At 63.4% G+C, this 22,110-nt stretch carries 23 protein-coding genes and 2 pseudogenes; 15 read left to right on the top strand and 10 right to left on the bottom strand.

The annotated features are described in order from the left end of the window. Positions 1 to 3 precede the first annotated feature (3 nt). Positions 4 to 657, top strand: coding sequence for a winged helix-turn-helix domain-containing protein (locus KY499_RS11460; RefSeq protein ID WP_219885433.1), 654 nt, complete (start codon positions 4 to 6; stop codon positions 655 to 657). A 48-nt stretch (positions 658 to 705) separates the two neighbouring features. Next, complete coding sequence (locus tag KY499_RS11455) at positions 706 to 1,200, top strand: peroxiredoxin (protein WP_123255863.1); 495 nt, start codon at positions 706 to 708, stop codon at positions 1,198 to 1,200. A gap of 49 nt (positions 1,201 to 1,249) precedes the next feature. Here the strand turns inward: KY499_RS11455 and KY499_RS11450 are convergent, their stop codons facing one another. Then, positions 1,250 to 2,062, bottom strand: a complete 813-nt coding sequence (locus KY499_RS11450; protein ID WP_219885432.1) for a succinylglutamate desuccinylase/aspartoacylase family protein — start codon at positions 2,060 to 2,062, stop codon at positions 1,250 to 1,252. On the opposite strand from KY499_RS11450, the pseudogene KY499_RS18790 reads away from it, so the two are divergent. From KY499_RS18790 to KY499_RS11425, 6 genes and pseudogenes are all read left to right on the top strand, one after another. Then, positions 2,013 to 2,957, top strand: a pseudogene (locus tag KY499_RS18790) (MFS transporter); the annotation flags it as partial. The gene KY499_RS11450 and the pseudogene KY499_RS18790 overlap by 50 nt on opposite strands. After that, positions 2,932 to 3,855 carry an MFS transporter gene (locus tag KY499_RS18250; protein ID WP_375141087.1) on the top strand — a complete coding sequence of 308 codons (924 nt, stop codon included), beginning with the start codon at positions 2,932 to 2,934 and terminating at the stop codon, positions 3,853 to 3,855. The pseudogene KY499_RS18790 and the gene KY499_RS18250, both read left to right, overlap by 26 nt. Before the next feature lie 67 nt (positions 3,856 to 3,922). Continuing rightward, on the top strand, positions 3,923 to 4,606 hold the full coding sequence (locus KY499_RS11440) for a GntR family transcriptional regulator (protein ID WP_219885431.1): 684 nt from the start codon (positions 3,923 to 3,925) through the stop codon (positions 4,604 to 4,606). Continuing rightward, positions 4,603 to 5,409: an aspartate/glutamate racemase family protein gene (locus tag KY499_RS11435; RefSeq protein WP_123255866.1), complete on the top strand. Its 807-nt coding sequence runs from the start codon at positions 4,603 to 4,605 to the stop codon at positions 5,407 to 5,409. Before KY499_RS11440 ends, KY499_RS11435 begins: the two co-directional genes overlap by 4 nt. Before the next feature lie 24 nt (positions 5,410 to 5,433). Continuing rightward, positions 5,434 to 6,876 (top strand): amidohydrolase family protein, encoded by a 1,443-nt coding sequence (locus KY499_RS11430; protein ID WP_219885430.1) that lies wholly within the window; start codon positions 5,434 to 5,436, stop codon positions 6,874 to 6,876. 8 nt (positions 6,877 to 6,884) lie between these two features. Further along, the gene (locus KY499_RS11425) at positions 6,885 to 7,619 is read left to right on the top strand and encodes an aspartate/glutamate racemase family protein (protein ID WP_123255868.1); all 735 of its coding nucleotides are present in this window, start codon (positions 6,885 to 6,887) and stop codon (positions 7,617 to 7,619) included. Between the two features lie 169 nt (positions 7,620 to 7,788). Here the strand turns inward: KY499_RS11425 and KY499_RS11420 are convergent, their stop codons facing one another. Continuing rightward, a complete protein-coding gene (locus KY499_RS11420; protein WP_219885429.1) occupies positions 7,789 to 9,009 on the bottom strand; it encodes a DUF3100 domain-containing protein in 1,221 nt (406 codons plus the stop codon). 426 nt (positions 9,010 to 9,435) lie between these two features. Here KY499_RS11420 and KY499_RS11415 point away from each other — a divergent pair, with 426 nt between their 5' ends. From KY499_RS11415 to KY499_RS11400, 4 genes are all read left to right on the top strand, one after another. Next, positions 9,436 to 10,929, top strand: a complete 1,494-nt coding sequence (locus tag KY499_RS11415; protein ID WP_219885428.1) for a chlorohydrolase family protein — start codon at positions 9,436 to 9,438, stop codon at positions 10,927 to 10,929. Beyond that, positions 10,926 to 11,912 carry an ornithine cyclodeaminase family protein gene (locus KY499_RS11410; RefSeq protein ID WP_219885427.1) on the top strand — a complete coding sequence of 329 codons (987 nt, stop codon included), beginning with the start codon at positions 10,926 to 10,928 and terminating at the stop codon, positions 11,910 to 11,912. Before KY499_RS11415 ends, KY499_RS11410 begins: the two co-directional genes overlap by 4 nt. A gap of 37 nt (positions 11,913 to 11,949) precedes the next feature. After that, positions 11,950 to 12,636, top strand: a complete 687-nt coding sequence (locus KY499_RS11405) for a GntR family transcriptional regulator (protein ID WP_219885426.1) — start codon at positions 11,950 to 11,952, stop codon at positions 12,634 to 12,636. Between the two features lie 72 nt (positions 12,637 to 12,708). Then, on the top strand, positions 12,709 to 13,914 hold the full coding sequence (locus tag KY499_RS11400) for an amidohydrolase family protein (protein ID WP_219885425.1): 1,206 nt from the start codon (positions 12,709 to 12,711) through the stop codon (positions 13,912 to 13,914). 205 nt (positions 13,915 to 14,119) lie between these two features. Here KY499_RS11400 and KY499_RS11395 read toward each other — a convergent pair. The 7 genes and pseudogenes from KY499_RS11395 to KY499_RS11365 all read right to left on the bottom strand — a co-directional run. Further along, positions 14,120 to 14,407, bottom strand: a pseudogene (locus tag KY499_RS11395) (IclR family transcriptional regulator C-terminal domain-containing protein); the annotation flags it as partial. Between the two features lie 34 nt (positions 14,408 to 14,441). Continuing rightward, positions 14,442 to 15,398 carry a PDR/VanB family oxidoreductase gene (locus KY499_RS11390; RefSeq protein WP_219885424.1) on the bottom strand — a complete coding sequence of 319 codons (957 nt, stop codon included), beginning with the start codon at positions 15,396 to 15,398 and terminating at the stop codon, positions 14,442 to 14,444. Between the two features lie 12 nt (positions 15,399 to 15,410). Further along, positions 15,411 to 16,196 (bottom strand): amino acid ABC transporter ATP-binding protein, encoded by a 786-nt coding sequence (locus tag KY499_RS11385; RefSeq protein WP_308813036.1) that lies wholly within the window; start codon positions 16,194 to 16,196, stop codon positions 15,411 to 15,413. Beyond that, positions 16,193 to 17,143 (bottom strand): amino acid ABC transporter permease, encoded by a 951-nt coding sequence (locus KY499_RS11380; protein ID WP_219885423.1) that lies wholly within the window; start codon positions 17,141 to 17,143, stop codon positions 16,193 to 16,195. The genes KY499_RS11385 and KY499_RS11380 overlap by 4 nt, the downstream gene beginning before the upstream one ends. A gap of 14 nt (positions 17,144 to 17,157) precedes the next feature. Continuing rightward, entirely contained in the window at positions 17,158 to 18,093 is a 936-nt protein-coding gene (locus KY499_RS11375; RefSeq protein ID WP_123255874.1) for an ABC transporter substrate-binding protein, read from the bottom strand. 64 nt (positions 18,094 to 18,157) lie between these two features. Beyond that, positions 18,158 to 18,379: a hypothetical protein gene (locus tag KY499_RS18245; RefSeq protein ID WP_258190733.1), complete on the bottom strand. Its 222-nt coding sequence runs from the start codon at positions 18,377 to 18,379 to the stop codon at positions 18,158 to 18,160. A gap of 231 nt (positions 18,380 to 18,610) precedes the next feature. Then, the gene (locus KY499_RS11365; RefSeq protein WP_219885422.1) at positions 18,611 to 19,672 is read right to left on the bottom strand and encodes an aromatic ring-hydroxylating dioxygenase subunit alpha; all 1,062 of its coding nucleotides are present in this window, start codon (positions 19,670 to 19,672) and stop codon (positions 18,611 to 18,613) included. Between the two features lie 185 nt (positions 19,673 to 19,857). Here KY499_RS11365 and KY499_RS11360 point away from each other — a divergent pair, with 185 nt between their 5' ends. The 3 genes from KY499_RS11360 to KY499_RS11350 all read left to right on the top strand — a co-directional run bounded on the left by KY499_RS11360 (position 19,858) and on the right by KY499_RS11350 (position 21,526). Further along, positions 19,858 to 20,529 carry a GntR family transcriptional regulator gene (locus tag KY499_RS11360; protein WP_219885421.1) on the top strand — a complete coding sequence of 224 codons (672 nt, stop codon included), beginning with the start codon at positions 19,858 to 19,860 and terminating at the stop codon, positions 20,527 to 20,529. 205 nt (positions 20,530 to 20,734) lie between these two features. Beyond that, positions 20,735 to 21,064 (top strand): peptidase dimerization domain-containing protein, encoded by a 330-nt coding sequence (locus KY499_RS11355; RefSeq protein ID WP_219885420.1) that lies wholly within the window; start codon positions 20,735 to 20,737, stop codon positions 21,062 to 21,064. 165 nt (positions 21,065 to 21,229) lie between these two features. Further along, positions 21,230 to 21,526, top strand: coding sequence for an antibiotic biosynthesis monooxygenase (locus KY499_RS11350; protein WP_258190732.1), 297 nt, complete (start codon positions 21,230 to 21,232; stop codon positions 21,524 to 21,526). Between the two features lie 36 nt (positions 21,527 to 21,562). Here KY499_RS11350 and KY499_RS11345 read toward each other — a convergent pair whose 3' ends face one another. Next, complete coding sequence (locus KY499_RS11345) at positions 21,563 to 21,946, bottom strand: MerR family transcriptional regulator (RefSeq protein WP_258190731.1); 384 nt, start codon at positions 21,944 to 21,946, stop codon at positions 21,563 to 21,565. Positions 21,947 to 22,110: the final 164 nt, after the last annotated feature.

The raw sequence follows: 22,110 nt of genomic DNA, 5'->3' as shown, positions 1-22,110 counted from the left end.
GCCATGGCTGTCCAAGCCCATGCCCCCAGTCCGGCGGCAGCCTCGGACCGGCGCCCCGGCGCATTGCTGCACCGGCCGGGCAGGAAACACTCGCCCAGGGGTCTGGCGATCTGGGTTGAATCGTCCTGCGCAGATGAAGCAGCCATGGTTCACGCGGCCGAGGTTCTGCTGGCGCGCGTACTGAGATTTGTTCCGGAGGCGGAAGTCCATCATTGGCCTGCCTCCGGAACAGCCCAACCCGATTCCTCGCCCGGAGCCGGAGCCGGGGCCGGGATCGATGACGAGAGCACGGGGGCCGAGGACACCGACCTGCCGCCCCGGTCCGGCTCCGGCCCCCGCACGGTGTCCGTCGACCTCGCCACCGGAACAGTCCACGTTGATGAGTGGCCTGTGACGCTGACCGGCGTCGAATTCAGGCTCCTGCGCTACCTGGTGGAAAACTGCTCACGGCCGATAGCCCGCAGCGAACTCCAGGAGTTCCTGGAGTCGCTGGATTTCCCGGGGTGCGCCCCGCGGTCCATTGACGTGTATGTGGCCCGAGTGCGCCGGAAGCTGGGCGGGGCCAGGTACACGATCGCCACGATTCGCGGCGGCGGCTACCAGTTCATCCCGGGCCCCTACGCCAAAGTGCGCGGACCCGCCGAATACTCCATCTAAGTCGTCCATCCCGGGAGATCCGATTCCCGCGACCTGCTAAGGAAGATCATGAACCCCAATCCCACCCCCCAGAACACCTCCGTGAAGCTCATGCCGGGCACGCCTGCGCCGGACTTCACCCTGATCAACTCCCTCGGCCAGCCGGTTTCGCTGGCGGACTTTCGGGGCCGGAACGTCATCGTGTACTTCTACCCGAAGGCCGCGAGCCCGGGCTGCACGACCGAGGCGTGCGATTTCCGCGATAGCCTCGCCTCGCTGAAAAGTTCCGGTTATGAAGTCCTGGGCATCTCCCCGGATTCCCCGGCGGACCTCGCCGACTTCACCGGTGACCAAGGGCTCACTTTCCCGCTTCTGGCCGACGAGGATTACGCCGTGGCCCTTGCCTACGGCGCGTGGGGCGAGAAACTGCTTAACGGCGAGGTTACTGAAGGCCTTGTCCGGTCCACAGTCGTCGTGGATCCCCAGGGCAACGTCGCCCTCGCTCAGTACCAGGTCATCGCCAAGGGACACGTGGCAGAGCTGAAGGCGGCCCTGGGCCTCTAGCCAGCGCCGCCCCTGCGAATCCACGGATACCCCGGGTCCATTGGCATGTTTAGTCCTGCGGTTCCCCCAGCAGGGGAGCCACGTGCACCAGATGGCAGCCTGGCCGCACGAAGGTGGGGTGGCGGATGATCGCGACGATACCGTCGACGGCTGCCTGGAACACTGCCGCGGGACGCTCCAGCTCATCGAGGAAGTGGACCCGGCCCACGGGAGTCCCCGCCCGCACGAACTCGCCCGGATCAACCAGCGGCTCGAACAAGCCACCCACGGTTGTCGTGACGGCTGAGTCGGCCACCAGCTCGATCCAGATCGTCCCGGGTCTTTCCGGGCCGGGATCGGCAGGGGAGTGCCCCGGGCGCAGGACGCCCTCACTGACGAGCAGTGCGGTGAGACCGTTCTGTGCCTGGGTCAACACCGCCCGGTCCACGGTCCCGCCGCCGCCCGGCTCGGTGGACAACGTCAGGATTCCGGCGTCGTCACCGGCGCTGCTGAGCGATCCCGGTTCGAGCCGGGGCGGAACCACGACCGCATAGGGCAGGGCCATCGCGCGGGCTGCCGCCACCTTCCGCCGCCAAAGCGCCTGGCTGGGTCCGCGGTAGAGAAACATGCTGGGAACATAGGTGGAATTACTCCCGCCGGAATGCAGGTCAAGGACGAGGTCGGCTCTCGGCAGAAGGCTGCGGGAAATGAAATGGGCCGCTTGACGCGTGGGTTCGGCGTCGGCTTCTCCCGGATAGCTCCTGTTCAGGTTGCCATTATCGATGGGGGAGACGCGGGTCCCCGCCGCGACGGCGGGGTAGTTGGCAGACGGAATGACGATTAGGGTTCCCGTGAGCTGGTCCGGGGAAGTGGACCGGATCAATTACCGGAGAATGAGCTGCCCCTCATATTCATCCCCGTGCGTTCCTGCGACGAGCAAAGCCGTCGGGCCGGCGCCAGAGCAGATCACCGCGACACCCACTGTCCCAACCGTGTTCCTATACAAGGTATACAACGTATGTCGATTTCGGATGTCACGCAATGGTCGCTCGGTCCGGCGGGATGCCGGGACCCCGCGCAGGGCGGTCACAAATGGACCGCCCGGCCACGGTGAAAGAATCTGCGAAAAATCCTTGACAGTGGCAGGGATCACTCCTACTGTGAACTTTGGGATCCCGAAATGGGATCCCAAAGATGATTCCGGCCCTCTCTTCCAGACTTCTGCCGGGCAGCTTCATCCAAGAACTTGGGCCGCTTTCAAGCCCGCCCCGTGTCCTTCAAACAAACAGAACTACCCACCCGTTGGCAATTTTTCTCTCTGTAAAGGAGAAGTTGTGTCTCTTCAAAATACTGAAACAGCAGTTCCGCTTCCCGACGACAAGACCGGCAAGGATGGGGTGCAGCGACGCACCAACGTCCGCTGGAAAATGTTCCTGCTCCTGCTGGTCCTAGTCGCCGTCAACTACATCGACAGGGGCTCCATCTCGGTGGCCCTCCCGATCATCCAGAAGGAATTCAACCTCGCCCCCGAACTGGTCGGGCTCCTGCTCTCGGCCTTCTTCTGGACCTACGCACTGATGCAGGTCCCGGTAGGGCTCCTGATCGACAAATTTGGTCCGCGCAAGGTCATGACGGCATCGTGCGTCGGCTGGGGCGCCGCCACGGCCGCCTCCGGTTTCGCCGGGGGATTCCTGAGCATGTTCATTGCCCGGATGGGTATCGGCGTCACGGAAGCTGGCGTTATGCCCGCCGGTGGCAAGCTCAACGCCATCTGGATGCACAAATCCGAGCGTGGCCGCGGTGCCACCATCCTCGACGCCGGCGCGCCCCTGGGTGCCGGCCCTGGGCGGCATCCTCATCGCCGGACTGATCGCCGCCACGGGCAGCTGGCGGAGCGCGTTCATCATCGCCGGCGCAGCCACCGTGCTGATGGGCATCGCCGTCTGGTGGTACGTCCGCGACAACCCCCGTCAGCACCCCGGGGTCAACGACGCCGAAGCTGAATATCTCGAGGCTTCCCACGCCGCGGAGGATGCTGAGGCCGAACTGGGCGGCAGCAAGGGCAAGCGCGCGCTTCTGCCTTACCTGCGGTTCCGGTCTTTCTGGGCCATGTGCTTCGGCTGGCTGGGCTTCAACGGCGTTTTTTACGGCTTGCTGACCTGGGGGCCGCTGTACCTGGCCCAGGCCAAGGGGTTTGACCTCAAGACCATCGGCTGGTCCACCTTCCTCATCTTCGGGGCCGGCTTCGTCGGAGAGATCCTCGGCGGCACCATCGCGGATAAGTGGCGCAACTCCGGAGCCTCGGCCAACCTCGTGATGCGGACACTCCTTGGCATCTCCAGCGTCGTGGTGATCGGTGGCCTCATCGGAGTTACCGTTGTTGCCGACTCGACGACCGCCGTGATCCTGCTGTCCGTCGTGATGTTCTTCCTCCGCTGGGTAGGCCTGTTCTGGAGTATCCCCTCCATCCTCGGCGGCCGGACGAACGCCGGCGTCCTGGGTGGCGCCATGAATTTCAGCGGCAACATTGCCGGCTTCGTCACCCCGATAGCAGTGGGCCTGATCGTGGGCGCCACCGGTTCCTACACCTGGGCACTCCTGTACTTCGTGGGATCCGCGATCATCATGGGCGCCTCGGTGCTGACGCTGAACTACAACAAGCGCCTGCCTGTCTAAGCTAACGACATGCACCTGTTCCTGATGCCGGGAACGCACTGCCACAAAAGAACCCGAATGGAGCACCATGCTTGCCGCAGAAGAATCCCAGGACAAAGAACGACCCCTCCGCGAGGCCGTCCGGGATACTCTCCGTACCAGGATCTTTGAAGGGCATTACGTTCCCGGCACCAGGCTGGTGGAGCGCGACCTTGCCGCCGAATTCAACGTCTCGCGCCTTCCCATCCGGGAAGCACTGCGAATGCTGCGCCAGGAAGGCCTCATCAGTGACCGGGGCGCCCGGGGAGTCGAAGTCAGTACGCTGAGCCGTAAGGACGTAGAGGACCTCTTCGACGTCCGGCAGTCACTGGAGGTGCTGGCCTGCCGCCTGGCCGCGGCCCGCGCCACCGCCGAAGACCTCGGCGGGCTCAAAGACTTGCTGGACGAGGCCGACCGCTGCCTCGCCAAGGGGGCGATCATGGAGGCCCACCGGGCAAACAGCGAATTCCACGATGCCATCACCCGGATCGCGGACAACGGCTTCCTCAAATCCGCGCTCGAACCGCTCCAGGGCCGGATGCATTGGCTTTTCCGCCATGTCAGTGACCTGCCTGAACTCATTGAAGAGCACCGATCCCTCTATGCCGCCGTCGCCAGCGGGGACCCGGACCGCGCAGCCATTCAATCGGCGTCGCACATCGGCAAATATCGTGACCAGTTCCCGGAGGATTTCAGCCGGACAGAACCCACCCTTCATCGGAAGAACCTATGAAACTTCTTGTCATCAACCCGAACATCAGCGACGACGTCACCGCGCTGATCGAGTCGGAAGCCTCACGCTCCGCCTCCGCAGGAACCGAACTCGTGGTCCGTACCGCCGGCCATGGCGTGGAGTACATCGAAACCCGATTTGAATCCCTGATCGCAGCCGGCGCCGTGGCCGAAATCATTGCCGAATATACCCAGGTCCCGGGCCTGATCGACGGCGTCGTCGTGGCTGCCTTCGGCGATCCGGGCATGCCGGCGCTGAAAGAACTCGCCGATGTCCCCATTATTGGGATCACCGAGGCGGCCCTCTGCGCAGCCGCCCTGCAGGGTCACCGCTTCTCCATCATCGCCATCTCGGACCGGATCCGGCCCTGGTACCTGGACTGCGTGGAACGCTTCGGTCTGGGCGGCCGGCTGGCGTCGATCCGCTCCATCAACGAGTCCCTGAACGGCATTGGTTCAGTGCAGCAGGACTTCAAGGAGACGCTGCTGGCACTCAGCCGCCAGGCTGTCGCCGAGGACGGGGCCGACGTCGTCATCCTCGCCGGGGCGCCGCTCGCCGGCCTGGCCCGCGAACTCCGCGGGCAGATTGGGGTTCCCGTGGTGGACGGTATCGCCGCAGGCATCCGCATGGCGGAAGCCGTCGTCGCCCTGGATTCCGGCCCGCACCGCGCCGGCGCCTTCGCGCCGCCGCCCGCGAAGGACCGCCGCGGCCTCACCAAGGCCCTGGACGCAGCCCTCACCACCGCGCAGAACGCCGCACGCAGCGGCAGCCTGCAGCCGGTCACGCCCGTACCGGCCAACTAGCTACTTCGACTTAGGAGGACCCCCATGTCCGACACCCCAGAACTCGTCATCGCAAATGGCACTGTGGTCAACAGTTTCGGCCGCCAACAGGCCCACGTTGTGGTCCGGGAAGGCCGCATTGACCGGCTCGTGGACGCAACCGAGCCCATCCCCGCCGGCACGCGCATCATCGATGCCGCCGGTCGGCTCGTCATCCCCGGCGGCGTCGACGGACACTGCCACGTTGCCCAGATAACGGGGCGGTTCCGCACACTCGATGACTACCGGACCACATCGACCGCCGCACTGTGGGGCGGCACCACAACCATCATCGACTTCGGCATCCCCCGCGATGCCCGGGAGACCCCGCTGGACGCCGTGCTTTCCAAAAAAGCACTGGCCCGCGAGTCCCGCTGCGACGTCGCCCTGCACGGCTCCGTGGTCAGCTGGGACGAAACGGTGCCCTGGCAGTTGGAGCAACTCGCCGCTGAGGGTGTCCGATCCGTGAAGATGTACACCACCAACCGCGGTAGCACTATGGCTAACGGTGACACCATCCTCAAGGTTATGCGTGAGATGGTCCGCCTGGACGGGCTGACCTACATTCACGCCGAGCACGATGCCATCATCGCGGACTGCACGGCGCAGCATGCGGAGGATGGCAGGATCGGCATCGAGCACCTGCACCGCACCCGTCCGGAACTGGCCGAAGAGGTCTCGGTCAAGGAGACCCTGGCCATGGCCGAATACACGGGAGCCCCCGTCTATTTTGTGCACCAGTCGACGCCGGGAGCCGTGGATCTGGTCACTGAAGCCCGCAGCCACGGCCAGGAGGCCTACTCCGAGACCTGCCCGCACTACCTCACCCTCGACGAGAGCGTCTACGGTTCGGTGATGCCGGAATGGTATGCCTGCTGTCCACCCATGCGCAGCCCGGAGACGGTCGCGGCGCTGCGGAAACGGCTGGCCGACGGCGCCATCCACACTGTCGCCTCCGACCACTCCTGCTACGACCTCACGCAAAAGCGGGAACGCACTGACGACATCCGCGAAATGCCACATGGACTTCCAGGAGTGGAAACCCGGATGCCCGTCACCTTCACCGCCATGCTGGAAGCAGCCGGCGGCGAGGCACGCGTGGAGGACTTCGTCGAAATCTTCGCCGCCGGCCCGGCCCGGATCAACGCCCTTCCCAGGAAGGGAACCATCGCCGCAGGGTTCGACGCCGATTTGGTTATCTTCGACCCTGCCGAGCAACGCACCGTCGACGGCGATGCCCTGCACATGGGCACCGACTTCTCCCCGTTCGACGGCCGGACACTCACGGGCTGGCCCGCCGTCGTCGTTTCCGCCGGTCGCGTGGTGCTGGACAGCAACGGGTTCCACGACCCCGGCTCCGTCGGCCGCTTCGTGCCCCGGCTTGGCTTCCACGAGCATCAGGCCGACATCGCTTCCGTCCAGATTCCCGCCGCCCAGACCACCCGCTAGGAGCCTCCATGCCTTCGGCAACCCGCCCCACCCGCATCGGCATGATCGTGCCGTCTTCGAACACCTGCCTTGAACCGCAGAGCTACCGGATCCTCGGCGAACGGGACGACGTCACCATCCACTTCGCCCGGATCCCGGTCACCCGGATCGCCTTGGATAAATCCTCGGACAAGCAATTCGACGCCGCCGTGATGGGCTCCGCCGCGGAGCTCCTCGCCACCGCCGACGTGGACGTCATTGCGTGGAACGGAACCTCAGGATCCTGGCTCGGCGCCGACCATGACCGCCAGCTCGCAGCGGAAATCAAAGACGCCACGGGCATCCCGGCCACTACGTCGACGCTGGCCTACCTGGAGGCGTTCAAGTCCTTCGGCACGGAGCGGATAGGTCTCTTCACGCCGTACACCGAGGACGTCAACCTCGCGATCATGGCCGCCTACGAGCGGGAAGGAATCAAGACCATCGGGCACCGGGCGCTGGGCCTGAGCGACAACGAATCCTTCGCCCGCGTCACGGATGATGAAATGCGGCCGGGGTCGCATGAACTCGCTGCAGCCGCGCCGGACGCCGTGATCTACTTGTGCACCAACCTCTACGGCGCCAACATGGCAGCTGAAGTGGAGGCAGGCACCGGCGTCCCGGTCCTGGATTCCGTGGCCGTCACCCTCTGGCACTGCTTGAAAATCTCCGGCTCCCCCTTGCTCGCACCCCGGTGGGGGAGGCTGCTGGGCAACGCCTCCTGACGGGTCGCGCGCCTTCTTCCACCGAAGAGCTGTTTGCCCGGTTACGCCGGCAGGGACCGAAGTCGCCAGCGGCGCCTCGGTCCCTGCCTTATGCCCACGCGATTCACACGCGGTCGCCGGTTGGACACGGCGATGGATCGTTTGCCCGGTTTTCGGACGGGAGCGGTTGTTATAGGTGCAAGGTGAACTGTCCAATTGCCGCCGCTGCGATAAACGACGCGCTGTAGGGCAGGAACGCGACAAGGATGATCTTCCAGCTCAAGGATTTGAGGGCCGACACGTCACGGCCGACGGTCAATCCGATCAGCGTCAGGGCTGGCAATCCGATCAGGATGACGTCGAGGTGTTGGGTGAGACCGGCAATCCAGGCTGAAGTGGGCAGGAACGGGGCCGAAAGTATCGTAGTGATGGCCAGGACCCACACACTCGAGGGGATTGACGGCACCAGCCGGGCCAACCGGAAGGACAGGCCCGTGAGCAGCAGGAGAACAAGTATCCCGAGTGCGTCCGAGCCAACAAAACTCCTGGTACCAACGGAGTTCATGATCACAGCGGACACCCCGACGATCGCATACGCCGCGAAGATGACCCGTGGTGTGACTTTTAGCGGTGGGTCGGTTTCAACGCTGAGCTGAAGATTGCTCTCAGCCGGGGCTGCGGGGGTGATTCCGGCCTTCGTGCCGTGCCGCGCAGTGATCAGCTCGCCGTCGTCGTCGCGTCCGAAGAGGCGGCTCCAGAATTTATAAAGGGCCCTGCACAGAGGAAGCGATAGGAAGACGCCGGCGTAGAACCCGACGATATTGGTGATCAGGTTGGACAACGCCGCCAGGGCCATAATTTCTCCCGCCTGCTCGGGATACAGCAGCGACAATGCCCCGACCCCGCCGAGCATCATGGAAGCAGATCCCAGGCCGAGACCCAAGGCAAGTGCGCGTGGATCGAAGATGCCCAGTCCACCCAGAAAACCCGCGAGGAGGGAGATGAAGACGGCGCCAAAAAGGCTGCCAAGCAGCCAGACGGAAAAGACGCCCCGGTATTCACCGGAGCGGACACCGAAGCGCTGGATCGCGTAGGCGAGGAACGACTCGCGATCAATGGACCAGGTCGCGCCGATGGCCACCCGGCCGAGCCCCAGAGCGACCGCGACCGGCAGGGCAATGATGACGGTGCCGAAGACATGGCCGACTTCCTGCAGCAGGATTGCCGGACCAAGCTCGGTGAATTTTGTCAGCGACGGGCCGATCTGAGTTCCCAGCCTGGCCAGGAAAACGATGATTCCGATCTCAAGCAGAAGAGTGGCGACGGTGCGGCTGGCCCCGGAGATGGGTCGGATCCGCTGCGTGCCTATGAGACCGCCGATCACAACCGCCCAGATGATCGGAAAGAGCACGATGGCGGCGGGCCCCGACCTGGATTTTGTGTGTTCCGATCAGAACGGCAACCACTGAAATGATCAGGGAGAGCAGGACCACTGTTCCCCAGTGTCCCTTGGAGATGGGCTTGGGCCCGGGCGGGGCTTCCTTGGTAAATAGGGCGTCTTGCGTCATGACTATCACGGTCCTTCTGTCGCGGAAACCAGAACCGGGTCTGCCGGCTCCCTGGTAGGCGCACCTGAATGCGCTTTTTGTATACCAAAAGATATTAGGGCGCATGGCGTGAGATGTAAATCACTTGACAAAGTATGACTTTTTTGAAGAAAAACAACCCGGATGCGGCCGCGGACCTTGGACTTGGCATACCAGATTGGGTTATGGTTCTTCTGTGGCCGCCGGTTCAACACCCGTTCCCGGCCGCCACCTTTCTACCGGGAGGCATTTTGCGCACCAGGTTTAGCGCTGAGTACATATTGGGTTACGACGGCGGCGGGCACGTTCTGATCCGCGACGGAGACGTGGTCTACGAGAACGACCGCATCATTTTTGTCGGCCACAACTACGCCGGCACGGTCGATGAGTCATTCGACCTGGGCCAGGCGATCATTACACCGGGGCTGATCGACCTCGATGCGCTCACGGATATCGACCACCTCATTATTGATTCCTGGTCCCCGGCGGAGCGTTCCGCGGGAATGCAGTGGTCCGAGGAGTACTTCCATTCCCGACGCCGCAACGTGTTCACGCCGGACGAGCGGCAGCTCATTCGAAAATACGCACTGGTGCAGCTCGCGCTGCACGGCATCACCACGTACATGCCGATCGCATCAGAAATCCATTCCGCCTGGGCCGAATCATTTGATGAGCTCGTCGGCATGGCCGAAACCTCTCGCAACCTTGGGCTCCGTGGGTATCTCGGTCCCGCCTATCGTTCCGGCGTCAACGTGACCAGGGCGGGTGGGGAACGGGATGTTGAGTTCGACGAGGAACTGGGGCGGGCGGGACTCGCCGACGCCGTTCGATTCCTGGACTACGCTGAGGAGCTTTCCGACCCGCTCGTTACCGGGGTTCTCCTGCCGTGCCGCATCGAAACCGTGACCGAAGAAATCCTTCGGGCGACGGCCGAGGTCTCGCGCGAGCGGGACGCACTTATCCGCCTCCATTGCCTCCAGGGGCTCCTTGAGCGGGAGCTGCTGGAGCGCTGGTACGGAGCCACGCCTTTGCAGCTGCTGAAACGGACCGGACTGCTGGAGCGGCGTCTCCTCATCCCGCACGGAATCTTCGTGGACCGCAACCGGCAGGTGGCAGGGGCGGACCTGGGAGATCTGCAGTCCTTGGCAACCGCCAACGTATCGATCATCCACTGCCCGCTCACCACATTCAGATACGGCATGGTCCTGGATTCATTCGCCGCGTTCCGTGAAGCCGGCATCAATCTCTGCCTGGGTACGGATTCGTTTCCACCGGATCTCATTCGGGGCATGGATACCGGGGTTCACTTGGCAAAGCTGGCCGGCACGCCGGACGCCGCCCCGGCGGAGCACTACTTCGAGGCCGCAACTTTGGGCGGAGCGCGCGCACTGGGCCGCACCGATCTTGGACGGCTGGAAGCCGGGGCCCAGGCTGACCTGGTCGCCTTCTCCCTGGACGACATAAGGGACGGCGTCCTGGACGATCCGATCCGCACCCTCCTGCTCAACGGAACGGCCCGGCAGGCCACACACTCGGTAGTTGCCGGGCGCATGATTATGCGTGACGGAATGATCCCGGGCGTTGACCTGCAGCAACTGCGCGCCGAGGCGCAGCACTTGTTCGCCCGGATGCGCGAAGCCTATTCGGAGCGGGACGTCCAAGGCCGTTCTGCAGACGAGCTATTTCCGTCCAGCTTTCCAACTCCAGGCGCTCAGCGCCTCCCATCAGCGAAGACCGGAAAATGACACTTATCCTGACAGCCTCCGAGCTCGATGCCTTGGCCGACATGCCGGGGACCATTGCCGCCGTCGAGCGGGCCTTCGGCGATGTCAGCCGTGGCACAGCCTGCCAGCCGGCTCCCACCTCGCTGCATCTGGCCTCGTCAGACTCCCGATTCCTGCCCATGAGTGCTCTGTCTGATTCCGGGCAGCTGGCATCCGTGAAACTGCTGTCGGATATTCCCGGCAACAGGGACGCCGGGCTTCCCACCCAACGGTCCACCATCATGCTGGTTTCCCAGGTTACGGGGGAAACCCTCGCCATCCTCGACGGTCGGGTCCCGACGCGGGTGCGGACGGCCGCGGCAAGCGCAGTCGCGACAAAGCTGCTGGCCCGCCCTGACACCACAACGCTCGGACTCGTGGGCGCAGGTGCTCTCGCTGTGGCACATGTCGAAGCCATGCTTTCGGTTCTGCCGTTCAAAAACGTTGTGGTCTGGTCCCGCACACAGGAAACCTTGTCCAGTTTCTGCCGCCAGATCGAGCACCATGGTCTGAACGTCACCCGGGCAGTCACGGTCCAGGAGGTCGTCCAGTCCGTAGATGTGCTTTGCACCCTGACCCCGGCGGTGGAGCCACTGATCCAGGGCCAATGGTTCACTCCCGGGCTGCACGTCAACGCCGTGGGATCCAGGCCGCGGCCGGAGCACCGGGAAATTGACTCGGACGGAATGGCCCGGGCCAGGGTCTTTGTGGACAGCATGGCCACCGCGAAGGAAAAGTCAGGTGACCTGGTCATCCCCGTCAGTGAAGGCGCCATGTCCTTCGATGATGTTGTTGGCGAGATTGGCGATGTCGCCGCCGGCATCATCCCCGGTCGAAAGGATGCCAATGACATAACCTTGTTCAATTCAGTGGGCATCGGCATCCAGGACCTGGCCATTGGCCGTCTCCTCTACGACGAGGCGCTCCGGCAGGGGTTGGGCACCCATCTGGATATGAACGGCTGACTCACGAACCGCGCCCGCCTACATGACGGAGAGACACATGACTGCCCACGTACCTCATGCCGGCGATGGCGACGTCGAGGCGTCCATAGCCGAAAACGCCCATTCCAGAATCCGGGAGCTCATCATCGCCGGGCACTACGCGCCCGGCGTCCGGCTCAGGGAACGGGAGCTTTCAGCCGAACTGGGCGTCTCGCGCGTCCCGGTTCGCGAAGCCCTTCAACAGTTGGAAGGTGAGGGCTTCGTTGTCACCTCCCCGCGGCGGGGCGCCGCAGTCAAACAAATCACCTTGAAGGATGTTAATGAACTCTTTGACGTGAGGCTGAGTCTGGAAGTTCTGGCCGCGCGGTTGGCCGCGCAGGTGGTGGCCGCGGGGAACGGTTCTTCAGGTTTGCAGGAGCTTATGGACGCCGCGGAAGATGCTACGGCCCGCCGCGAACACGACACGATTCCGGTCCTGAACACGGCCCTCCACGCGGAAATTGTGGCCATGACCGGCAATTCCCTGCTGGAAGCATCCATGAAACCGCTGCTGGGCCGGATGCAGTGGCTCTTCACCTTGACCGATTCCAGAGACCCGCACGGGCAGTGCGTCGAACACATGGGACTGTGTAAAGCAATTTATGACGGTAAGCCGGACCTGGCCGGGTCCCTGGCGTATGCCCACGTCGAACTCGGGCGCGAGCCCTCCTTGAAAAGCCTGGCCGGGATACTTCCCGACGCCTGAGCCGCAGAATCAGGAGACCGTGCAGGCAGTATCCCTCAGCTTCTTCGGTCCACAGAGAAAGTGAAAAACGCAATGACACTTCTGCAAGCGGTGCGGCCATGGGGCGGTCCACTGAGCGACGTCACACTGAGTGGGGACAGGATCATCGCCGTTGACAGACATGATCCGGACCGGGTCCCTGCCGGCACAGTAATCCAGGGACGCGGCCGGCTCCTGCTGCCGTCGTTTTCAGATGTCCACGTGCACCTGGATTCAACGAGGCTGGGATTGCCTTTCCGGCCCCATACCGGAAGCCCCGGCGTCTGGCCGATGGTCATGAACGACCGTCGCAACTGGCGCGATGCCGAGCGCACAGTGGAGGAACGGGCGACCCACACACTGGGGATGATGATTGCGCGCGGGACCACGCGTGTCCGCAGCTATGCCCAGATCGACGTCGATTGCGGGCTTGAGCGGTTCGAGGCAGTCATGGCGGCAGGAGCGGCCCACCGCGACAGGTGCGACCTTGAGGTCATAGCCTTCCCGCAGGCCGGTCTGCTGCTCGAAAACGGAGTGGTCCCGCTGCTGGAGGAGTCGCTGCGGCAGGGCGCCGGCGTTATCGGGGGAATTGACCCCTGCCAGTTGGACCGTGACCCTGTCCGCCACCTCGACATCGTCTTCGGCTTGGCCGAAAAGTACCAGGTTCCCGTCGACATCCACCTTCATGAGCCCGGTGAGCTCGGCGTCTTCAGCGTGGACCTCATCCTTGAGCGCGTCCGGTCGCTGGGCATGCAGGGCAACGTGACCATCTCGCACGGGTACTCCCTGGGGAGCGTCTCGGAAGCCACGACCCGGCGGCTGGTTGAGGCTTTTGCTGAACTGGATATCTCGATGGCCACGGTGGCGCCAGCCATCACCACGACGTTGCCGCTTACTGCCCTGGCGGAGGCGGGTGTGCGGGTTGGACTCGGGGAAGACGGGCAGCGTGACTATTGGTCCCCTTACGGCAACGCCGACATGCTCGACCGCACGTGGCAGCTGGCGTTCACGAACGGATTCAGGGCCGATGAACTCATCGAACATTGCATGGCCCTGGCCAGCATTGGAGGTGCGTCAATCTTGAACGGTGACGTTCGCCTGAAAGGGGTGGCAGATCGCCCCGGAGTGGCTGCCGGCCACGTCGCTGACCTGCTGCTGGTCGATGGTGAAACTGTCGCGTCGACGGTCATGGACCGTTCGCCGGACCGGACCGTGATCCACCGGGGCCGCGTCGTCGCAGACCAGCTGGAGCTGATCTAGTCCGTTTCGGCGCCGGTGCAGTAATGGCAGTCGGGGGCGCACTCGAATTGAACAGGTGCTTTGGACCAACTTGTGGGGCCATCTTCCTCGGTGGGGAAGGCCGGAGCAGATAGGGCGGGCAAGGTGCCGCGGGCAGATAGTTGCATCATGATTTCCTTCAGTTGACAGGATTCTTGGCTTCAGGGTGCAGCACATCGGAACACGGCTACCGCAATCCCGGTCCGCCGTGGATCCGGAGCGAGAGTTCGTCGGCGGCCTTTTGGACCCGTGCGGCCAGGGCCGGCCATTGATCTGCGGGCAGCTTGTCCTCGCGCTGCCGGACCCGGTCCAGGTGTGAGGAGAGCACCGAGTACTTCATGATCGGCGGTTCGGTCTCGTGCCGGGCGGTGAAGGCGGCGGTGTTCGGGTACAGCGCCCGGACCTGGGACTTCGGCAGCGCGGCGAGGATTGCCCGGCCGCTGGCGGTGAGGTGGCTGGGCAGCCGGACGCCGACGCCGGACGTACCGCGTCACCAAAGAATGCGCAGGTCAGAGATCCAGGATCAGGCGGAGGCCTTTGCAGCGCGAAACGCAGATCATCATGGTGTCTCCCGCCGCCCGCTCCTCCGCCGACAGAAGACTGTCGCGGTGATCAATGTCCCCGCTGATCACACCGGTTTCGCAGGTGCCACAGATACCTTCGCGGCAGGAATTCAACTGGTTGATGCCGGCATCTTCCAGCGCCCGCAGGATCGAAACCTCGGAGCCCACCTCGACTTCAGTTCCGTCGGCAAGCTCGACGACGAAGGATGAGCCCCCTGATTTGTCCACGGGTTCGGCGTCAACTGCGGCGACGAACCGTTCGAAGTGGTAGGCGGACGGATCGCTCCAGTCTTCCGAGGCCTGCTCGATCATGTCCAGGAGTCCCTGCGGACCACAGGCGTAGACCCGGGTCCCGGATTCCGGCCGGGCAACCAATCCGGCCAGCGGGTATAGACCGGACTCATCGTGGGCATGGACCGTCGCATTCCCGCCCAGGGCTTGGACTTCCTCAAGGAAGGCCATGGAACTGCGGCTGCGTCCCAAATAGAGGAGTCGCCACGGGATTCCCTTGCGGGCGGCGTCGCGGACCATCGGAAGGATCGCCGTGATCCCGATGCCGCCGGCGATGAACAGGTACTTTTCCGCGGACAAAAGCGGGAAGTTGTTCCGCGGTCCGCGGACCTGAAGCTTTGTGCCCGGCACCAGTTCGCTATGGACGAAGGCCGATCCGCCGCGCCCCTGGGGTTCGCGGAGGACGCCCAGACGCCAATTGCGGGCTTCGTCCGGCCCTGAACACAGCGAATACTGCCGCAGGATTCCGTTGGGGAGCAGCACGTCGATGTGCGACCCCGGATCCCAATCCGGCAGGTCCTCACCGAGCGGGTGCTCAAGATGGACGGAGACCACGCAGTCGGATTCAGTCCTCATGGCACGGACCTCGACATCAAAAAATTCGTTACTCATGTACTCATCGCTCTATTCGGAGAGCACGGAGGCCAGGAAGGACCTGGTGCGCTCGTTCTGGGGACTGTTGATCACCGCATGTGCCGGGCCCTGCTCGACGACGCGGCCGCCATCCATAAAAACGACCCGGTCCGCCACATCGCGGGCGAAGTTCATTTCATGGGTGACCACGATCATGGTCATGCCGGATTGGGCGAGGTCCTTCATGACCTTGAGGACTTCGCCCACCAGTTCGGGGTCCAGGGCGGACGTTGGTTCGTCGAACAACATCAGTTTCGGTTCCATGCACAGCGCCCGGGCGATGGCCACCCTTTGCTGCTGCCCGCCGGAGAGCTGGCGCGGGTAGGCATCGGCTTTGTCGTTGAGCCCTACTTTGTCCAGGAGCTGCAGGGCACGGGCGGTGGCGGTGGACTTCTTTTCCTTGCGGACCAGCCGGGGAGCCTCGATCAGATTTTCCAGGACCGTCATGTGCGGGAAGAGGTTGAAATGCTGGAAAACCATGCCGGTATCCGTGCGTTGCCGGCAGACATCCCGGTGGCTTTGTTCATGGAGCTTCTGGCCCTTGAGGTCATAGCCGACGATCTTCCCGTCAACCCACATCAGGCCGCCGTCCACCGTCTCCAGATGGTTGATGCAGCGCAGGAAGGTGCTCTTCCCGGAGCCGGAGGGTCCGATCAGGCAGACCACTTCGCCCGGAGCAACTGTGAGGTCGATTCCTTTGAGGACCTGGTTGGGCCCGTAGTTCTTGCAGACCGATTCCGCGCTGACCATGGGCTCCAGGGTTGCATGTTCCGTCATCGCGGTCCGCCTTTCGGAGAGAGACTCTTGAGGGACAGGGCGTCATGGGTGCTGAAGAATTTCTTCAGCTGCTGCAACGGCGTGGGCGGCAGGTTTCGCTGCGTTCCACGGGCAAAGCGCCGTTCCAGGTAGTACTGCCCGATGGTCAGGATGGACGTGATGAGCAGGTACCACAGGCTGGCGACGATGAGCATAGGGACCGTCTCGAAGGTTCGGGCATAGATAACCTGGGACGAGTACAGGAGCTCGGGGACGGCAATGACGCTGACCAGTGACGTTGACTTGAGCATGCCGATCGTCTCATTGCCGGTTGGCGGAATGATGACCCTCATGGCCTGGGGCAACACAATCCGGCGCATGGTCTGCATCCGGGTAATACCGAGTGCTTCGGCGGCCTCGACCTGCCCGTTGTCCACGGAGAGGATACCGGCCCGGACAATCTCGGACATGTAGGCGCCCTGGTTCAGGCCCAGCCCCAGGATGGCAGCCGTCAGTGGGGTGATCAACTGGTTGGCATCCAGATTAATCCCGGGAATTCCCAGCGTGATTACCGGGTACAGCGCCGCAAGGTTGAACCAGAACAGCAGCTGCACGAGAACCGGAGTGCCGCGGAAGAAATTGATATAGGCAAAGGCCGCGGTACGCACCACCGGATTCTTCGACAGGCGCATCACGGCGAAGATGACGCCCAGCACAGTACCGATGATCATGCTGATTGCGGTCAGTCCCAGGGTCACCAGGATGCCCTGACCGATGGAAACCTCGGTCAGATACCGCACGACGACGTCCCAGCCGAAGTTGGGGTTGGTCAGGACCGAGTTGAGTATCAGCCCGCCGAAGGTCAGGATGACGGCGGCGGAGACCCAGCGGCCAGGATGCCTGGCCTTCACCACGGTGTACTGGGCCCCCGGAGTCCGCGTCAGCAGAGAAGGTGTAGTAGTGGTCATGGAATGTTCCGGTACTACTTCGTCGTCAGCACGGCGGAGGTCACCAGGGTACTCTCGGGGACGCCCCACTTGGCGCTGATGTCGTGGTAGTACTTGCTGTCGAGCACGTCGCGGACGGCCTCCGTGACTGCTGCCTTCAAACCGGACTCCTTGCCGAGGGCCAGGCCTAAGGGGGACGGCTCATAGTCGGCGCCGGCGGCCAGTTCGAATTTCTTGTTGGCCAGCTGGCCTTGGTACGACAACGACACGCTGTCCGCGACGACGCCATCGACGCGCCCTGACGTCAGGGCGAGGTTGGCATCCGACTGGGCCGGAAAATGCTGAATATCAATGGCCGGCTGTCCGGCCTCCGTGCACTGCGTGGAGAAGGACGGGATCAGTTCCATGGACTGGACGGACCCCTTCTGGCCGGCAATTTTCTTCCCGCACATAGACAGGGCATCCATGGTGATGTTTTGTGGGTTTCCGGGCGAGATGGCGATGCCGGAACCGGCGTTCATGTACTGGATGAAGTCGACGATCTTTGCGCGTTCCTCCGTGATGGTGAAGGACGAGAAAGCCAGATCATATTTTCCCGAGGCCAGGCCGGGCAGGATTGTATCGAAGGTACCTGCGACGTGATCGGCCTTGAGCCCCAGTGCAGCGGCGACGGCGTCGGAGAAGTCAATATCCCAGCCGATCATCGTTTTGTTGTCGGTGTCGAAATACTCGAACGGGGCATACGTCGGGTCCGACGCGACACGCAGCACACCGGCTGCGCGGATGCTCTCCGGGAGCAGATCCCGGGCCTTCTGATTGAGCTTGATTTCGCTCAGGGAGCCGGCAGCATCCGCGCTCTCCACCGTTCCGGAACCCTTGGATGCGGGTTCTGAAACGGTGCTGCAGGCAGTGAGGGAGAGAGCAAGGAGGATCGAACCGGTCAGGAGGGCATGCTTGGGGGAGGGGCGCATAGTTAGTACCTTTCAACGGTTATTCGGGAGGTGAGGTAACTGACGGTGGTGGGGCGGGGTGCGGTTAGGGAACCCACCGCAGCACCTTGGCCTGCCGGGGTGCCAACGTGATGACCTGCACCACGGATCCGCCGGCGGTCAGGGATAACCGGATGGCTTCGGGATCTTCACCTTCGACGATGAAGGTGTCGCCGGGCCGGAGCCAGCGTTGCCAGGGTCCGTTGTCGGCGGCCACCAGGGCTTCGCCCGAGAGGGCCTGCGACCACCAGTTGCTCGCCGGCACCACGCTGGAGGACTCCGGTATAGCCGTTGTCGTAACGGCGGATGCTCGAAGCGATGTAACTGTCGTCGGCTTCGACGGCCACAAACGGCTCCTCTGTGGTCTCATCCAGCTCGATGGTCCAGCGCCACGGGTCCCCGCGGTCGGCTGAATCCGGGCAGGCGGCCAGGATGCGGGCGCCGGACCTGGCGGAGGTTTCAGTGCCCAGGGCGTTGGCCCTGATTAACATCCACATGGTCAGGCCCTTCGTGAGGCGGCCGGCTCGCGGCTCGGGACAGCGGCCGCAGCGGCCTGCTGCTCTTTCCTGAGCAGCGAGGCCAGGATGCGCCGGGCTTTGGCCACTCCGCCGTCCTGGGCGATAAGTACGTCGTGTTCGCCTTCGGGACGGGTGCGCATGCCCACTTCCTGGGCTTCGAGCGCGGCGGCGTCTTCATCAAGCACCGTGGCCAGACCGATCCGGAGCTCTTCCGTGGCCTGGGCATTGTCGACGGCGAAATTCCGGCTAAAGGCGTAGTAATACCAGGAATTGTGCTCGTCAATCGGCGTGATGCCGTTGAGGACCTTGATCAGGAAGCCTTCTTCCCGTGGACGTCCTTCGCCTGTGATCCCGGAGTGCAGCACGTGCAGGTTCGGGACGAAGAACTCGGTGCAATGGAAGCGGTCGAACAAGCCGCGGGCGTCCATGGTCTCCGCGTATAGCGGCGGCGCTTCAACAGACGGCATGAGCCGGTCCACGCTCACGACATTTCCATCAACTTCAACGGTAATTCCGTGTTCGTAGATGTAGTCATCGCCCACAGTGGTCTTGTGGAGGAATGATTCATGGGTCAAGTCCAGCAGGTTGTCGTGGATCAGATCGGCCCGGCACTGGAAGTGGTAGGAGTGGGTCACGGTTGCCCACTCCGGATCGACCATCCAATGCGTGTCCGGCACATCGGCGGGATCCGCCAGGTCAGCGTCTCCGGTCCAGACCCAAATCCAGCCGTCCTTCTCCACGACGGGATATTTCCGTACCCGGGCCCGCTCCGGAATTGAGGATTGTGCCGGCACCCGGGTGCAAACGCCGTCGGCGCCGTAGGTGAAGCCGTGATAACCGCACTCGATCGAGTCTCCGATGGTCCGGCCCTCCGAGAGCGGGAACGCCCTATGCGCGCAGCGGTCTGCCAGTGCAACTGCCTGGTTGTCCTGGGTGCGGAACAGCACGATCGGCTGCTCACAGATGATCCGGCGCACGGGTTTGCGGGTGACATCGGTGGACCACCCGGCCACATACCAAGTATTCAAAACGTACATCTTCATCTCTCCTCGATCGACTGTATACAATGTATTCAGAATCATGTTAGGGGTCAATGGTTTCTGGATTATTTCCGTAGGCGGGCTGCCCGCATCCAGTCCGGCCGCATCTGCGCGGGCAGGTGCCGGCGCGGCGGCGGGGCATGGGACTTAATGACAGAATTGAGCACTACAGAAAGCGGGGGGCTGCCATGGCCGCACATTCAAACGACCTCCGGCCGCTGGCCGAGCGTGTTTATGAACTCATCAGCGCCGACGTCGTCTCGGGTGCGATCTCCGCGGGCACTGCACTCGTCCAGGAGCAGGTGGCTGCCCAGTACGGGGTATCCCGGACTCCGGTCCGCGATGCCTTGACCCGTTTGAACATTGAAGGATTGACCACTCTTGTTCCGGGCCGGGGCTACATCGTCAACGAACTGGATGAACGTGAAATTGCCGACGTCTATGACGTCCGCTACGCCCTTGAAGCCTTGGCTGTGCGGCAGGCGTGCGGTCGCTACACGCCGCAACAGTTGATCCGGATGAACGGCCTCAATGAGGAGACCGCCATCATCGATCCGGCGGACGGCCTGGAACTCTTCCGGCTTGGACAGGACTTCCACCTGGCCCTCGTGGAGCCGGCCGGCAACAATTTCCTGCTCGGCGTCCTGACCTCCATCTGGAACCATCCCATCCAGAAACGGATCACCATGACCTACCGCCACGGCGCGGACTACCAGTCGAAGGTTGTTCACGATCATCGGGGCATTCTGACGGCACTCAAGGACAATGACCCGGACCGGGCCGTCGAGTTCCTGCGTCATTGCCACGACGTCAGCGATCCGAACCGAGCCGATCCGCCGTCCGAGCCAGCCCGCGACTGAACCGCGTAGGGTCCCGCCCCAAAGAGGCCTTGCCTCACGACGGAGTCCCGAATACTGCGTATACGACTATGGGACGGGGTCCTGGATGCTGCGGGACGGCGGGTCGATGCCGCTTTTGGGGCTTCACGTGTTCTCCGGCAAGTTCGAAAACGGCGTGTTCCACTCCCGACCGGGCACTTTGATGGCTGGTTGCGAGGAGTTTTTCGTGACTGTTCGAGGCGAGGGCGGTCATGGCTCCCAACCCCATCTGGCCAAGGACCCTGTTCCTGTAGCGTGCGAGATGGTAGTTGGCCTTCAGGCCCTGGTCACCCGCGGCTTCGATGTTTTCGACCCGGTTGAGGCTACGGTCGGACGGATCGAGGGCGGCACCCTGGGTAACATCATCCCGGACACGGCAAGCTTCGACCTGACGCTTCGGATTTTTTCCCCGGAGAGCCGGGACAAGCTTGTATCCGACGTCCGGCGGTTCCTGCGGGGCGTCGCGGACGCCCATGGGCTGACAGTGGGCTCTCCCAGGCCCCGGACTATCCCGTGACAGTCAATGACCCGAGGGAACACCGCTACGCCGCGGACGTCCTTACCAAGGCTTTCGCCGCCGATGTTGCCGGGGGACCTGCGGGCTCCTTGGCCCTACCGCCCGCCATCGGAGAGGCAGATAATCGGGTGTATCAAACCCGTGCAAAAATTGGAGGCGGTCGACGTGTCGGTTTATACGCTCGGAATCTGGACGGTTCACCCCGGCCGCGAGAACGATTTTGCGCAGGCGTGGCGGGATATGGCGCGAAAAACCCAGGAGGATTTCCCCAATGCGAAGGGCGTCCTGATGCACGACAGGGATGTCCCCAACCGGTTCATCAGCACCGGTCCGTGGCAGTCGATTGAAGAGGTCGAACAGTGGCGGGCCACGGAGGGCGTCCGGCAGCACATGGAGGCGATCAAGGAACTGCTCGAACACTTCGAGCCGCACACGCTGGATGAGGCCGCCCGGATCGACTGAGGTTCAACACCGCATTCGGGCGTGGCCGGACTCCCGTCAGGCGGCCGTCCCGCGCGCCCGCACGCCCAGCATGTCGATGAAATCGTCGGCTTGGGCAAGATTCCGGGCCATTTTTGCCCGTTGCTGTACCGCCTGCTCCAGGAAGTCACCGAGTCGGGCCGAATTCGGTGATGCGTCGGCGCCTACGCCTTCACGTCCGGCTTCGGCGGCTATCAGCGCCAGGATCTCAGCCATCTCCTCCAAGGAGAATCCCAGGGGTTTCATCTGCTTGATCAGCAGCAGACTTTCGACGTCGGCGTCCGAGTAGAGCCGGAAGCCACCTTCCGTCCGGGAAGTCGCCGGGAGCAGCCCGACGTCGTCGTAGTGACGGATGGTCCGCAGGGACAGCCCGGTCTTGTCAGCGAGTTCGCCAATATGCAAGGTACTGCCTCCTGTCTGTTCGGCCACGAGATCGTCGACGGCGATTTAAACCCTACCATCACGTTAGGGTAGGGTTAAAGGCGCAGGGTGAGTTGTGGCCGTCTCCGGCCCATGCCCCTGCCGCCTGATTTTCTCCCCGGCGCATCGTCGCGCCCCCCTAACTC

Origin of the sequence: Arthrobacter sp. PAMC25284, assembly GCF_019443425.1 — a bacterium.
Taxonomy (GTDB): domain Bacteria; phylum Actinomycetota; class Actinomycetes; order Actinomycetales; family Micrococcaceae; genus Arthrobacter; species Arthrobacter oryzae_A.
Note: the sequence above shows the minus strand (reverse complement) of the source record. Positions and strands in the feature narration are given on the sequence as shown.

What these genes read in the sequence shown, in the direction of transcription:
- KY499_RS11400 (WP_219885425.1), top strand. Translation starts at nt 12,709, where the DNA reads ATGACACTTCTGCAAGCGGTGCGGCCATGGGGCGGTCCACTGAGCGAC.
- KY499_RS11455 (WP_123255863.1), top strand. Translation starts at nt 706, where the DNA reads ATGAACCCCAATCCCACCCCCCAGAACACCTCCGTGAAGCTCATGCCG.
- KY499_RS11460 (WP_219885433.1), top strand. Translation starts at nt 4, where the DNA reads ATGGCTGTCCAAGCCCATGCCCCCAGTCCGGCGGCAGCCTCGGACCGG.
- KY499_RS11360 (WP_219885421.1), top strand. Translation starts at nt 19,858, where the DNA reads ATGGCCGCACATTCAAACGACCTCCGGCCGCTGGCCGAGCGTGTTTAT.
- KY499_RS11430 (WP_219885430.1), top strand. Translation starts at nt 5,434, where the DNA reads ATGTCCGACACCCCAGAACTCGTCATCGCAAATGGCACTGTGGTCAAC.
- KY499_RS11435 (WP_123255866.1), top strand. Translation starts at nt 4,603, where the DNA reads ATGAAACTTCTTGTCATCAACCCGAACATCAGCGACGACGTCACCGCG.
- KY499_RS11365 (WP_219885422.1), bottom strand. Translation starts at nt 19,672, where the DNA reads ATGAAGATGTACGTTTTGAATACTTGGTATGTGGCCGGGTGGTCCACC.
- KY499_RS11405 (WP_219885426.1), top strand. Translation starts at nt 11,950, where the DNA reads ATGACTGCCCACGTACCTCATGCCGGCGATGGCGACGTCGAGGCGTCC.
- KY499_RS11385 (WP_308813036.1), bottom strand. Translation starts at nt 16,196, where the DNA reads ATGACGGAACATGCAACCCTGGAGCCCATGGTCAGCGCGGAATCGGTC.
- KY499_RS11410 (WP_219885427.1), top strand. Translation starts at nt 10,926, where the DNA reads ATGACACTTATCCTGACAGCCTCCGAGCTCGATGCCTTGGCCGACATG.
- KY499_RS11375 (WP_123255874.1), bottom strand. Translation starts at nt 18,093, where the DNA reads ATGCGCCCCTCCCCCAAGCATGCCCTCCTGACCGGTTCGATCCTCCTT.
- KY499_RS11390 (WP_219885424.1), bottom strand. Translation starts at nt 15,398, where the DNA reads ATGAGTAACGAATTTTTTGATGTCGAGGTCCGTGCCATGAGGACTGAA.
- KY499_RS11425 (WP_123255868.1), top strand. Translation starts at nt 6,885, where the DNA reads ATGCCTTCGGCAACCCGCCCCACCCGCATCGGCATGATCGTGCCGTCT.
- KY499_RS11440 (WP_219885431.1), top strand. Translation starts at nt 3,923, where the DNA reads ATGCTTGCCGCAGAAGAATCCCAGGACAAAGAACGACCCCTCCGCGAG.
- KY499_RS11380 (WP_219885423.1), bottom strand. Translation starts at nt 17,143, where the DNA reads ATGACCACTACTACACCTTCTCTGCTGACGCGGACTCCGGGGGCCCAG.